Origin of the sequence: Pedobacter sp. Hv1 (genome assembly GCF_001412215.1) — a bacterium.
In the GTDB taxonomy this organism is placed as follows: Bacteria; Bacteroidota; Bacteroidia; order Sphingobacteriales; family Sphingobacteriaceae; genus Pedobacter.
In genome coordinates, this window is record NZ_LLWP01000003.1 from 45,655 (window position 1) to 58,636 (window position 12,982).

At 39.6% G+C, this 12,982-nt stretch carries 11 protein-coding genes and 2 tRNA genes; 6 read left to right on the plus strand and 7 right to left on the minus strand.

Annotation, left to right across the window (positions count from 1 at the left end):
• Window positions 1-58: 58 nt before the first annotated feature.
• Window positions 59-1,321 (minus strand): conjugal transfer protein MobB, encoded by a 1,263-nt coding sequence (mobB, locus tag AQF98_RS06550; RefSeq protein WP_055131133.1) that lies wholly within the window; start codon window positions 1,319-1,321, stop codon window positions 59-61.
• A gap of 4 nt (window positions 1,322-1,325) precedes the next feature.
• Window positions 1,326-1,760 (minus strand): conjugal transfer protein MobA, encoded by a 435-nt coding sequence (mobA, locus tag AQF98_RS06555; protein ID WP_055131134.1) that lies wholly within the window; start codon window positions 1,758-1,760, stop codon window positions 1,326-1,328.
• A gap of 527 nt (window positions 1,761-2,287) precedes the next feature.
• Between mobA and AQF98_RS06560 the strand changes: the two genes are divergently transcribed.
• Entirely contained in the window at window positions 2,288-2,734 is a 447-nt protein-coding gene (locus tag AQF98_RS06560) for a DUF3408 domain-containing protein (protein WP_055131135.1), read from the plus strand.
• 225 nt (window positions 2,735-2,959) lie between these two features.
• Here AQF98_RS06560 and AQF98_RS06565 read toward each other — a convergent pair whose 3' ends face one another.
• Complete coding sequence (locus AQF98_RS06565; RefSeq protein WP_055131136.1) at window positions 2,960-4,192, minus strand: TCR/Tet family MFS transporter; 1,233 nt, start codon at window positions 4,190-4,192, stop codon at window positions 2,960-2,962.
• A 346-nt stretch (window positions 4,193-4,538) separates the two neighbouring features.
• On the opposite strand from AQF98_RS06565, the gene AQF98_RS22210 reads away from it, so the two are divergent.
• Window positions 4,539-4,700, plus strand: coding sequence for a hypothetical protein (locus tag AQF98_RS22210; RefSeq protein ID WP_165353002.1), 162 nt, complete (start codon window positions 4,539-4,541; stop codon window positions 4,698-4,700).
• Window positions 4,701-4,759: 59 nt separating this feature from the next.
• Entirely contained in the window at window positions 4,760-6,322 is a 1,563-nt protein-coding gene (locus tag AQF98_RS21805; protein WP_082434941.1) for a recombinase family protein, read from the plus strand.
• On the opposite strand, the gene AQF98_RS06570 is transcribed toward AQF98_RS21805, so the two are convergent.
• Together AQF98_RS06570 and AQF98_RS06575 are read right to left on the minus strand one after the other, a co-directional pair.
• Window positions 6,285-6,356 (minus strand) — tRNA-Glu (locus AQF98_RS06570). The genes AQF98_RS21805 and AQF98_RS06570 overlap by 38 nt on opposite strands.
• Window positions 6,357-6,388: 32 nt before the next feature.
• Window positions 6,389-6,464: transfer RNA gene (locus AQF98_RS06575), tRNA-Met, on the minus strand.
• A gap of 110 nt (window positions 6,465-6,574) precedes the next feature.
• Here AQF98_RS06575 and era point away from each other — a divergent pair.
• From era to AQF98_RS06590, 3 genes are all read left to right on the plus strand, one after another.
• The gene (gene era / locus AQF98_RS06580; protein WP_055131137.1) at window positions 6,575-7,465 is read left to right on the plus strand and encodes a GTPase Era; all 891 of its coding nucleotides are present in this window, start codon (window positions 6,575-6,577) and stop codon (window positions 7,463-7,465) included.
• Between the two features lie 273 nt (window positions 7,466-7,738).
• Window positions 7,739-9,040: a ribosome biogenesis GTPase Der gene (gene der, locus AQF98_RS06585; RefSeq protein ID WP_055131138.1), complete on the plus strand. Its 1,302-nt coding sequence runs from the start codon at window positions 7,739-7,741 to the stop codon at window positions 9,038-9,040.
• Between the two features lie 128 nt (window positions 9,041-9,168).
• A complete protein-coding gene (locus AQF98_RS06590; protein WP_200911850.1) occupies window positions 9,169-9,687 on the plus strand; it encodes a GNAT family N-acetyltransferase in 519 nt (172 codons plus the stop codon).
• Between the two features lie 274 nt (window positions 9,688-9,961).
• Here the strand turns inward: AQF98_RS06590 and AQF98_RS06595 are convergent, their stop codons facing one another.
• Both AQF98_RS06595 and AQF98_RS06600 read right to left on the minus strand, forming a co-directional pair.
• On the minus strand, window positions 9,962-11,092 hold the full coding sequence (locus AQF98_RS06595) for a histidine decarboxylase (protein ID WP_055131139.1): 1,131 nt from the start codon (window positions 11,090-11,092) through the stop codon (window positions 9,962-9,964).
• A 208-nt stretch (window positions 11,093-11,300) separates the two neighbouring features.
• Window positions 11,301-12,908: a S41 family peptidase gene (locus AQF98_RS06600; protein WP_055131140.1), complete on the minus strand. Its 1,608-nt coding sequence runs from the start codon at window positions 12,906-12,908 to the stop codon at window positions 11,301-11,303.
• Between the last annotated feature and the right edge of the window lie 74 nt (window positions 12,909-12,982).

The following is a 12,982-nucleotide window of genomic DNA, read 5'->3' on the forward strand; positions in this document are numbered from 1 at the left end:
TTTCTATCTACTAATAGGTAGATTAACTTTTTTTGTTCAAACAAATTTTCCATTGTACTTACAACCTCCTGCGTTTCTTCTTTTTCTTCATTCGTTTGGCAAACTGTTCTTCCTCATAATCCACACCCTGTGCATCGGGTAACAGACTGAACAATCCCAAATCGAAATTAGGCGAGTGTTTCTGTGGGATAAACTCAAAGAAGTCTTTCGTTGGTTGGTTGTCCATTGTATTCGTTTTGGAAACAGGGTTATCCTGTGTTTTCAGTTCAGGTTTGTTGCCGTTGTTCCACCAATCGTTAAATACGTTTGCCGAGAGATTTCTATCCAATTGCGAACCGTTCCAAACGCTACGGCTTTCGTGGTCGATAAACGTTATACCGTAAATCCGTCCTTCACTATTACGTCTTACAACTGTATTAATACCCTGTTCGGTCAATTGTTTTCTAAATTCACTTTCGTTGGTTGTGGTGTGTATTGCTAATTCAACGGTGTTCTTTAATACAGACCTTGCAGGGCTGGTTTTCATTTTATCTTTGGACTGCTCGAAGTGCTTTTGCAATCCCAAAATCCCTGCATCTTTTTCGAAAAGCGATGCTTTGAACGGATTGTTTGCCTTGTTCCCGTTCTCGTCCAATGCCATATAGACCAATCCGTTTACGGTCTGACCGTTCCGTTCGCCTTTGACTTCCTCTGCTGTGATATTGAAAAGAGAAAGTAACGCATTGTACGTTCCCAAATTGGTGTATTGATAATACTTCGGCAAATGACGTATTACTGAAGCCATTTGACTTTTAATATCGCCTTTCTGCTGTTCTACCTTTTTGAAAATCTTGTCGGCTTGTTTCTGTTCCTGCTCGGTGGCTTTGTGCAGGTTGTATTTCTGCTCCAAATCCCGACAGATTGCCATTGAACGTGGGTGGTCGTAATCATCGGGGATTTTCCGGCCGTCAATGCCCACGCAGGTTGAAACGATATGGATATGCGTTCGGTCAATGTCCGTATGTTTGAAAACAATATAAGGCTGATTGCCATAGCCCATACGTTCCATATATTCCTGTGCCATTTCCGTAAACTGTTCATCGCTAACCTTGTCTTTCGGGTCAGGGTTCAATGAAATATGCCGTACTGTCTTTTCCGTTTTGATGTTTGCCGACAAATAAGGCTCAAAACATTTATTGAAATACGCTACAGAATACCTGCCATTCATTGTGTCGGGTATCTTGTTCAGCAACAAAATCGCTCCGTTTTCCGTTTCCACTTTCTGCTGATTGTACAAAATCGCTCCGTACATATTGCTCCCTTTTCCGATTTTTGCAATCATAATTTCACTCTTTATTTAGATATTTCTTTTCAAATCTGTCGGTAAGAATTAAAACCTTTAGCAATAGTTCTTTCATTTCTGCTGTCTGCTTTTCCAATTTATAGAGATATGCAGATGCTTTTTTCTCCGAAAAATTGGCGTTCAATAATCTTACAATCTGATTGTAATTGGTTGCTATTCCCCGAAACTGACCGAAAAATTTGGTCAATCCTGTGTGGTATTCTACCGCATTCATATCAATTTTTACGGTCTTTACCGTCTTCTGAAAGATACAGGCTGTAATGAAATGTGCCTTTACGTTCATTCCTGATTGGTCAAACAGGGCAAGGAACTTGGTGTTTTCCTCTGCATTCAGGTTAATGGAATACCGATGTACGGCAGGGTCGTTCTTCGGTTTTCTACCTGTTTTCCTAATCTGCTTACTGTTCTTTTCTTCCATAATAAATCCATTTTAATGTTAAACCAAAACTGCGACTTCGGAGCGGTTTTCAGCCCCCTGCAAGGGCAAGTGCTTTTGAGGTACTGAAATTCATTTCGAGTACCTCAAAAGATAACTTGCTCTGAACAGGAGTTCAGAAAAATCCGTTTTGCAAACGGATTGGAGTTAGCCGAAAAAAACAACCGCTTCCGTTTACAAAGTTCGACAAGACTATTTGAATAACAGCGATTTACAACCACGACAATGAACGCCAAATAGTGCCACTGACTGCCACGTTTATGCGGATTGGGATTGCTTTTATTTCCTTTGTATGGTTAGCTGGCTGATTGGTTAGAGTCTTAATGAAGTAACTAATCAGCATAAATCCCGACAGCAAATTTGCGTGATTGATTGCAGATGAATTACGGATTTTTCAGCTAATGAAACAGTTAATTAAGAGTATGCAGATGCATAGGTACAACAGTATATGCAACTGACTGTTCAGGTAACCAAACAGCTAATTTGAGATAACATTAAAATTAAATGATATGATACACGAAAACGACAAAAAACCGCAACCCGAAGAACAGGATTTTATGGAAATGATTATCGGTAACGACAAGAAAAATCCCCAACAGGAACAGCAAACCGTAACACCTCGGGACGACTTTACCGCAGACGAAAAATCCGTAGAAACGGAAGATACAAAACCGACTGCAAGTAATACCAAAAGAACGACCTCAAAGCCAAAGAAGCTGACCAAAGAGGATTATTGCGGACAGTTCTTTAAAATCCCTACGACAACGGCAAGCAAAGGCAAATCGGTCTATGTTCGGCAGGAACACCACGATACGTTCAACAGGCTTACCAATATTATGGGCATTGACAAACTGACGATTTATGCGTATCTGGACAACATTATCGAATACCATTTTCAGGAGTTCGGGGAGTTGATTAAGGAAATCTATAACCAAAAGCACAAGCCGTTGTTTTGATAGCGGTGCGTTGGTGGGTGGGGCGTTTCTTCTTCTTAAAATTGTTTCCAAAAGAAAAAAACAGAAAAAAAAGAAAGCCGTTCAATCAAGGCGGACAGGCGGAAAAACCAAAAGGAAACGGAATAAGTCCCGAAGGGTGGCAGGGTAACCTTCTTTGCCGTGCCATTATGCCGTAGTCTTTTGGTTGGGTGGTGCGGTGGGTGTCGCCTTACCTTTGCTACCTTTTTATTCTTTTTTGGGGATAGTTTTTCTGCTTTTGTAATTTGTAAGCATTATAATCAAACTTATTATTGTCAAAAACAATGCAATCAAATACGGTACTCCTGCAAAATAAATGTCTGAATTTTTATCTTTTGTGAAATATGTAAAAACCATTGTCAATAATGGTGGGGCAATAATGGTAGCCAAACCAAGAAGACTGCTTAAACCTCCTTGCAATTCCCCTTGTTCGCTTTTTGATACTTGGGAAGAAATGATACTTTGAAATCCCGTTCTCTGTACACTTCCAATCACATTGATAACCATTGCCGGAAAAAGAAGCCATTCCACATTTGAAAATGCGATAAGTAAGTATCCTATGATTGAGAATAACAATCCAAAAATGGTCATTTTATCATCGCCAAGTCTTTTGGCTAATATTCCCACAAACCAAGATTGAACGATAATTGAAAGTAAGCCTAAAAAGGCTAATGAATAACCTATTAACTCCGCATTCCAATCAAATTTTTCAATAGTAAAATATGCCCAAATACTTGGCATACTATGCCCTGCAATTGCCATTAAGAACATTGCTACAATAAGCGACATTATTGTTGGAAACTTGCTTAAATGCTTAAAAGCTCCAAAAGGATTGGCACGTTTTAATTCAAATTTTCTTCTATCGGATTTTTCCAATGTATCAGGAAATACAAAATAGCCAAAAACAAAATTTCCAAAACTTAAAATAGCCGCCGCAATAAAAGGAATATGTGTGCCAAATTGCCCGAGCAATCCACCGATTACTGGTCCGATGATTAAGCCCGAACTGTAAGCGGCGTTTATATATCCAAAATTTTTCGTTCTATTTTCATCGGTGCTTATATCTGCGATTGAAGCCGCTGCAACCGAATAACTTGCTCCTGTTATTCCTGCAATTATTCGACCTATGAAAAGCCAAATTATATTTTGTGCGAATGCGAGAAATAGGTAATCAATCGTAAAACCTAATAAAGAAACCAGCAAAACCGACCTCCTGCCATATCTATCGCTCAAATTTCCTAAAACAGGTGCAAAAAAGAACTGCATTAACGCATATGCAAAAGTTAGCCAACCTCCATACGTTGCCGCTTTACTGATATCCGTATTTGCTAAATCTTCTATAAGTTGTGGTAAAACGGGATAGATAATTCCTAATCCTGTCGTATCCAAGGCGGTAACGATTAGGACAAATATTATACTTTTTCTTTGGGGTTTTACCATTTAAAAATTGAAATTATCTTTTGCGGTTTAATGAAAAAAAACAGACTTTTTCATTCACAAAATTAAACAATTATTTCTATTGCCGTCCGTTTTTGCGTGAGGGATAGAAGCGGAAAGCCCACAGCGAAGTGCAACGGAGCGAGGACTTGTAGCGGATAGCCCGACAGCGATTGCATTTTTGCGTTGGGGTTTTGGAGCGTTGTGAAAATGCAATCGGTGGCACGCCCAAAATAAAACCAAAAACCCGAGTATTTGGCAACTGCACGCCAAATGCAACCTTTGACTACAACATTGGAAGCCTGACTTGCTTACCCGACTAATTTAGCTGGGACAAAAAAGTTAGGCGATGCAGGAGAGAAAAGAAATAGATAAAATACCTATCGAAGAAGCAATGGTACTTCTCCGTGAGGTCGGTATTGATGTGGAACAGGAAAAAGCCGAACTGATTATGGAGTTTCTGTACAACCTCACAATGATAATTATCCGTGAATGCTTTGATACCGAATGATTTATTTCGTACTTTAGCTAATCCCACAAAACATTAATACCCACTCAAAAAGATTAGCTATGAAAAGAGCCGATTTATATATACGAGTTTCCACGGACGAACAGGCAGACAAGGGATATTCACAGCGTGACCAAGAGGAACGTCTGAAAAGGTACTGTGCGACCAATAAGATTGCTGTTGGACAGGTTATCTACGAAGACCATTCCGCCAAAACCTTTAACCGACCCGAATGGACAAGATTATTGAACAGTCTTAAAAAGAGAAGTTCAAAGACCAACCTTATCCTGTTTACCAAATGGGATAGGTTTAGCCGTAATGCAGGTGATGCCTATCAGATGATTAGCACACTTAACAAACTTGGCATAGAACCACAAGCGGTAGAACAGCCTTTAGACCTTTCCATTCCTGAAAACAAGATGATGCTTGCGATATATCTGTCCGCTCCCGAAGTGGAAAATGACCGCAGGGCATTGAATACGTTTTACGGTATGCGTAGGGCAAGGAAAGAAGGGCGTTTAATGGGTAGAGCACCTTTTGGATATATCAACAGAAGCAAAGAGGACGGACGAAAATACATTGCCCCAAAAGAACCTGAAGCATCAGCTATGCGTTGGGCTTTCAACGAAATAGCAAAAGGCGTGTTTGCCTGTGACCAAGTACGACAAAAAATGAATATGTTGTACAATACAACTATAAGCCGAAGTGCTTTCCACGTAGCCATACGTAATCCTCTGTACTATGGAAAGATATTCATTGCCAAATTCAAGGACGAAGAAGCACATTTGGTACAGGGTCAGCACGAACCGCTTATATCCAAAGAACTTTTTGACAGGGTGCAACTGATATTGGACGGAAACAAAAGGGTGGAACGTCCCAATACCAAAATACTTTCAGATGAGAACCTGCCCCTGCGGGGTTTCTTGGTATGTCCCGAATGTGGTCGCAACCTGACAGGAAGTGCTTCCAAAGGAAGGACAAGCCGATATTACTACTATCATTGTGTTTCTTCCTGTGGTTTCCGTCAGAAAGCCGAAGTTGCCAACGATATTTTTGAAAAAGGAATGCGACAGTTTGCTTTAAACGGTTCTGCCCAAATAGTGAAAAGACTGCTGTTAGATAACTACAAGAAATTTGTAAAGAATCCGTTTGACGAAAAGAAACAGATTGTACAGGAAATAGATAAATTGAATGCAAGGTTATCAGTAGCACGCAACAAACTGCTATCTGAAATTATTGATGATGAGGAATACCTTGAAATTAAAGATGAGTGCAAGACACGACTTGAAAGTCTGGAAGAACAGTTGAGCAAGGACGGTTCTGATGCCAAGAAAATCAATATAGAAAAGTCTTTGGACAGGGCTTTAAAGTATATAGAAAACATTCCTAAAATGTACAGCGAAGGCGAAATCAATACAAGGAGAGGTATAATTGGTTCGATATTCCCCGAAAAATTGGAGTTTGACGGAAAAACTTATCGAACCGCCCGAATGAACATAATCGCAAACTATATCTTTCAGATAAACAACGAATTAGCCCTAAAAAAGAACAGGACAAATGAAAATCAATTTCATTTGTCCTGTTTAGTAGCCCGTAGGGGAATCGAACCCCTGTTTCCAGAATGAAAATCTGGCGTCCTCACCCCTAGACGAACGGGCCATTAAATAAAAGAAGTGTCGTTTCAACTTCTTTGGTAGCGGGGACCAGACTCGAACTGATGACCTTCGGGTTATGAGCCCGACGAGCTACCAACTGCTCCACCCCGCACACTATACAATTCAAAGCTTTCGTTAAATCCTTAACTCTTCTCCCGAATTGGAATGCAAAGATATAATTCGTTTCTTTGTGGTGCAAATTTATTTTAAAAAATATTTTTTATGTCGCACAAAGCAGGTTTTGTAAGTATTATCGGTAAGCCCAATGTTGGCAAATCTACCCTCATGAATGCCCTAGTGGGCGAAAAGCTTTCTATTATTACCCCGAAGGCCCAAACAACCCGTCACCGAATTTTAGGAATTGTGAACGAAGATGACTTCCAAATTGTATTTTCAGACACTCCGGGGATCATCAAACCGCTCTACGGACTGCAAGATTCGATGATGACCGCCGTAAATGGCGCACTAAGTGATGCCGATTTGATCCTTTTTGTTACCGACATTAACGAGAAGCACGACGAAAACGATGTGTTAGAGAAAATTACCAATACCACGATCCCTATGGTGGTGCTATTGAATAAAATTGACAACGCCACGCAAGAACAGGTTGACGAGAAATTTGCCTACTGGAAAGAGAAATTAAACCCAATGCACATCTTTGCCATCTCTGCCTTGCACCAATATAACCTAGAAGGAATTTTACCGTTGATCTTGGACAACATACCAGAGCACCCGGCCTATTATGATAAAGAAGAGCTAACCGACCGTAGCCAGCGTTTCTTTGTGTCTGAGATTATCCGTGAGAAAATCTTTAACAACTATAAAAAAGAAATCCCATACAGTACAGAAGTAATTGTAACTGCTTTTAAAGAAGAAGAAAGCAAAGGCGGGCCAATGGTGCGCATTACCGCTGAAGTAATTGTAGAAAGAGATTCACAAAAAAACATATTGATTGGTACTGGTGGTGCCATGCTTAAAAAAGTAGGCATGGAAGCTCGAAAAGACATCGAAAAGTTTTTAGACAGTAAAGTGTTTCTAGAAACCTTTGTAAAGGTGATCCCCGATTGGAGAAGCAAAAAGAACTATCTGAAAAACTTCGGTTACGAGAGTTAACAAGTTTATTGGTCATTGGTTCAATAGTTCATTGGTGAATTGTTGATAGCTTAGATTTTGTTGCTTGATGAATAGTGCGGTTACGAGGGTAAAAATCAGCTATCAAACCACACAAAAGCAATTAGAGTTTATTCTTCCAATAATTTAGCTTACCTTTGCACTCCCTTTCAAAAAAGGTTAGTAGTTGATAGTCAAAATGTTTGCGCTCTCAATTACGAGATATTTAGGCAACATTACAACGTTTCAATTTTAAAACGTTTCAACAAAAGAATTATGAGTAACATTATCGCAATTGTCGGAAGACCAAATGTAGGCAAATCTACCCTCTTTAACCGCTTAACAGAAAGTCGCAAAGCGATTGTAGATGATTTTAGTGGCGTAACCCGCGATAGGCATTACGGCGCTGCAGAATGGACCGATAAGCAATTTACCGTAATTGATACGGGTGGTTATGTGGCCAACTCTGAAGATGTTTTTGAAGCGGCCATTCGCGAGCAGGTAGTAATTGCCATTGAAGAAGCCACCGTTCTTTTGTTTATGGTTGATGTAACCACTGGCATTACCGACCTTGACGATGAAATTGCACAGCTTTTACGCCGCAGCAAAAAACCTGTTTTTATTGTAGTAAACAAGGTAGATAACACAGCATTGGAAACTGAAGCTACTGTATTTTACGGTTTTGGTTTAGGCGAAATCTATACCATCTCTTCAATGACTGGTTCTGGTACTGGCGAGTTGTTAGACGAAGTAATTACCCATTTTGAAGATATTCCAGAAGAAGAAAATTCTTTGCCAAAAATCACCATTGTTGGTCGCCCTAACGTGGGTAAATCTTCTTTAATTAATGCTTTAATTGGTAAGGACCGTAACATTGTAACCCCTATTGCTGGTACTACCCGCGATTCGATCCATATTCATTACAACCAATTTGGTCACGAATTTATGTTTATCGATACTGCAGGTCTGCGTAAAAAGACCAAGGTAAAAGAGAACATCGAATTTTATTCAGTAATGCGGACCATTAAGGCTCTAGAGGAAGCGGATGTAGTAATGTTGATGATTGATGCCGAAGACGGATTAGAAGCACAAGATGTTAATATTTTCCACTTGGCAGAAAAAAATAAAAAGGGAATTGTAGTTTTAGTGAACAAGTGGGATTTGATTGAGAAAAACAACAAAACCATTAAAGAATTTGAAGACCAAATTCGTACCAAACTACAGCCATTTACCGATGTGCCGATTGTATTTATCTCGGTATTGAACAAACAACGTATTTTTAAAACAATAGAAACGGCTTTAGAGGTTCACAAAAACCGTAGCAAAAAAATACCTACATCTAAATTGAATGATGTAATGCTGCCAATTATTGAAAACTATCCGCCACCTGCTTTAAAAGGAAAGTACATCAAGATCAAATACATTACACAGATCAATGCTTCTTCGCCAATGTTTGCTTTCTTCTGTAACCTACCGCAGTACATTAAAGAACCGTACAAGCGTTTTATTGAGAACAAGCTTCGCGAGCATTTCGATTTTTCTGGCGTACCAATACAGATTTATTTTAGACAGAAATAAGATAAAAGGTGTAAGGCAGAGGATGTAAAGCGAAAGGCTTGACAAACTCCCATTTCGTGTACCTGAGTTAGATTTGACATTACCATCTGTCTTAAATCATTAACTTTGTATTCTAATTTTTCTATGTTATGCCAACTTCTATTGCCATTGTTAACAGCACTTTAGCCGACATCAATACCATATTTGAATTTTACGATATGGCCATTGCACATCAGAAAAAGGTATTCAACAAACATTGGCAAGGCTTTAGCCTAGAGTTGGTTACGCAAGAAGTAGAAGAAAACAGGCAATACAAAATTTTGGTGGGTGGCGAGGCAGCCTGTATTTTTGCCGTCACTTTTAACGACCCACAAATTTGGGAAGAAAAAGACCAACAACCTTCTATCTATATCCATCGCATTGTTACGCATCCCAATTTTAGGGGTTATGGTTTTGTAAATCAGATTATCGATTGGGCAAAAGACTACGCCAAAGCCAATGCCATCGAGTACATCCGTATGGATACCTGGGCCGACAATGCAAAACTACTGGCCTATTACACCGGTTGCGGGTTTGCGCATGTAGGCAGCATTCAAATTGCAACCAACAGTGGCTTACCCAAACATTACGAAGGCATTAGCTTGAATCTTTTCGAAATCAAGATTTAATTAATGTGAGTTTGGTTAAGGAGCTTAGACTTGAACTATCTCGAGCCTAAGTACCGTCTTAACATACTACTAAAAGCGGCCTTGGCCTGTTCGGGATGCAATATTAGGCCTAAACACTTCCTTTCATAGAACAGGGCGCAGCCGTGGATTTTTTTGCATACTTTTTTCATCTATAGGAAAAAAGTTTGTCCGCGAAGCGACTGAACCCTCCAATAGTAGCAGAAAATAATTGATTTATGATGTACTTATTTTATTCTGAATCAACATTAATTACCTATGCCACTATCAACTCTGCAGCCATTTCGGCCACCAATTGATCGATCTGTTCTTTTTGCACATTGGGCATACAGATGATATGCGAACCTCCATTTTCTGAAGCCAACTGCCATTTTTGTCTAATGCTTGCACTTGGCGAAGGAAAGTTAACCGTAATGGTATTCGGGTTTCGCCAGGCAGCCACACCAATCTCTTGTAGCTTTTCTTCAGCATATTGCGCAATGGCCAAACTATGCAAAGCTCTTTTTCTTAAGCCTTCAACGCCGTACTTTTTAAGGGTATACCATAAAAACAATGGACTGTGCCCATTTCTCGAACCTGTAATGGTGGTATCTACACTGCCAATGTAAGCTACAGACCTGGCAATACGGTCTCTGTTAGACTTTTTAGCCACCACTACCCCACAAGGCATGGGCGAACCAAAAAACTTATGTCCACTAATGGCAATACTATCTGCACCATCTGCAAAATCGAAAGCCGGGCGTGGCTCTATAAAAGCACTATAACTTCCAGATAAAGCTCCATCTGCATGAATATAATGGTTTTTAATGGCCAGTTTTTTTAAAATGGCCTTAATTTTACCAATATCATCACGTGCTTCGGTCATGGTGGTACCTATGTTGGCCATAATAATTACTGGCATGTGCCTGTTCATTCGAATGGTATCTTCTAGGTCTTCGTAATTAATTTCCCCATTTTCTTGGGTACTAATTACAATATTTGGCATGTTTAATAGGTGGATGTTCTTTTGCACACTGTAATGTGTAGCTTCAGAATAATACACCATCCCTTTGGGGTGCAACTCTCTGGCCAAGTACAAACCATACAGGTTACCTTCAGAACCACCATTAGTTACATAACCCCACCAATCATCAGCCTCTGCCCTAAACAACGAAGCAAAAAACGAGATCACTTCTTTTTCCATTTCCCGAGAGCCCACGGCATAAGTACAAGGCACAAAGGGATCGCCAAGATTGTTCATTGGATAGTTTAAAAAAGGGATCAGCTCCATAAAATCGAAGTCTTTTGATACCGGATAACCCATAAAATTGGTGGTATTTAATTGCACTTGCGCTAACAGTTCGGCTAAGGTTTTTTGATCGGCTGGAGAAAGGGTATTTGAGGACATAACAATTGGTATTGATGTGCCACAAAGCTAACCTTGATCAAACTAAATTCCAATTTTATTGATTAATTAAGAATATAATATTGAATTATAACAAATAATTAAAATAAGATTCCGATTTGATGCGATTCTAAGTAAGGTGGTAAAATTAAATAACCCTGTTTTTTACAGTTTAAAGAAGCGGCTGCTCAAAACTCTGTCTCTGAGCGAGCTATTGCAAGCTATTTAGTGCTTGTTTAACCACATTATCGGTTAGGTTATTGGCCCTGTAATAACCTATATCTCCCAAGTGGTATTTGCAGAGCATTACTTTAAGGTCGTTATAGATCAACGGTTTCGACACCATTAACTGTTTGTTATCAATGCTAACGTTTTTTGCCTGGATATATTTTAACAGGTCCTTAAAATCAGCATCGCTAATGGCAAATGTACTCAGGTTCTGGTTTAAATAAGCAGGCGTATAACGATCGGCCAATACATCAAATACAAAATCGATCAGTATTTTTTTGTTGGCCAAAGTAGCATAGAATTTATTATAGCCTGTGGTATCTAATTTCACATATACATCTGGCTGGATGCCACCACCACCAAACACTTTTTTACCACTATGGGTAACATAGGCGTTTGCTTTTTGCAAGCTGTCTCTTACCCTTACTGTTTTTGCAGTAAGCTCTCCATCGTTAAATCGGTCTTCCAACTCTTTTTGGTAAGCGGCATATCCTTTTTTGTACGATTTTTGGATGCTTCTTCCCAATGGTGTATAATATCTTGCAATGGTTAAGTTTAGTGCAGAACCATCATCAAAGGCAAACTGTTCTTGTACCAGCCCTTTTCCAAAAGAACGTCGACCCACAATAATTCCCCTATCCAGATCTTGCATCGCCCCTGCAAATATTTCGCTTGCCGAAGCTGAGTTTTCGTTAATTAAAACTGCTAATTTACCTTGTTCAAACTCGCCACCACCAGTGGTATAATAATCTGTACGGGGTTCGTGTTTACCTTCGGTATATACAATTAGTTTTTCTGGCGCCAAAAATTGGTTAGCCAAACCTGTAGCTGCAGTTACATAACCGCCACCATTGTCTCGCAGGTCGAGCACCAGTTTTTTCATCCCTCTGGTTTTCAACATACGTACAGCGTCTACAAAATCGCGGTCGGTGTTGGCGCCAAATTTACTGATACGGATATAGGCTGCGTCTGTATTTAACATATAAGCTGCATCAATACTACTTACGTCTACCCTACCTCTTTTAATGGTTAAGGTTGATGGTGCTGCCGCTCCTTGATGCAACAACAAGAGTTGTACAGGCGTTCCCTTTTTGCCTCTTATTTTACCTACCATTTCAGAACGAGGCAAAGTTCTACCACTCACCATCGTGCTATCTATTTTCAATATTTTATCACCCTGTTTCATTCCAGCCAAAAATGCGGGCCCGTCTTTTACTACATTGGTAACCAATAAGGTGTCGTTAAGGATATAATATTCTACCCCAATACCTTCAAAGTTACCTTCTAAACTTTCGGCAAGCTCAAAGGCTTTGGTAGGTGGCAAATACATGCTATGTGGGTCTAGCTGATGCAACAAGCTATCAATTGGCAAGTGCTGTAAACTGTCTGCATTTACTTCATCAACATAGTTTTTGTTAATGATATGGATAATGTCTTCTACTTTTTTGGCATTGTTGTCTGCATAATGCACAGGTCGTTCTACCTTAAAGCCCTGATCTTTTAAAAATCTATAGCCCAAGTACATACCGCCTATTAAGGTTACAGAATAGGTGATGGCGATAAGGATATTGAAACGAGTACTTTTTTTCATGGTGTAGCGGCCCTACAAAGTTATGAAAATTAGCGAGTTAATTAAAGAACAATACACCCAACATTTTAGTTTTT

Bases quoted from the DNA above. Each gene is read 5' to 3' on its own strand.
- mobB (WP_055131133.1), bottom strand. From the start codon at position 1,321: ATGATTGCAAAAATCGGAAAAGGGAGCAATATGTACGGAGCGATTTTG.
- mobA (WP_055131134.1), bottom strand. From the start codon at position 1,760: ATGGAAGAAAAGAACAGTAAGCAGATTAGGAAAACAGGTAGAAAACCG.
- AQF98_RS06560 (WP_055131135.1), top strand. From the start codon at position 2,288: ATGATACACGAAAACGACAAAAAACCGCAACCCGAAGAACAGGATTTT.
- AQF98_RS06565 (WP_055131136.1), bottom strand. From the start codon at position 4,192: ATGGTAAAACCCCAAAGAAAAAGTATAATATTTGTCCTAATCGTTACC.
- AQF98_RS22210 (WP_165353002.1), top strand. From the start codon at position 4,539: ATGCAGGAGAGAAAAGAAATAGATAAAATACCTATCGAAGAAGCAATG.
- AQF98_RS21805 (WP_082434941.1), top strand. From the start codon at position 4,760: ATGAAAAGAGCCGATTTATATATACGAGTTTCCACGGACGAACAGGCA.
- era (WP_055131137.1), top strand. From the start codon at position 6,575: ATGTCGCACAAAGCAGGTTTTGTAAGTATTATCGGTAAGCCCAATGTT.
- der (WP_055131138.1), top strand. From the start codon at position 7,739: ATGAGTAACATTATCGCAATTGTCGGAAGACCAAATGTAGGCAAATCT.
- AQF98_RS06590 (WP_200911850.1), top strand. From the start codon at position 9,169: ATGCCAACTTCTATTGCCATTGTTAACAGCACTTTAGCCGACATCAAT.
- AQF98_RS06595 (WP_055131139.1), bottom strand. From the start codon at position 11,092: ATGTCCTCAAATACCCTTTCTCCAGCCGATCAAAAAACCTTAGCCGAA.
- AQF98_RS06600 (WP_055131140.1), bottom strand. From the start codon at position 12,908: ATGAAAAAAAGTACTCGTTTCAATATCCTTATCGCCATCACCTATTCT.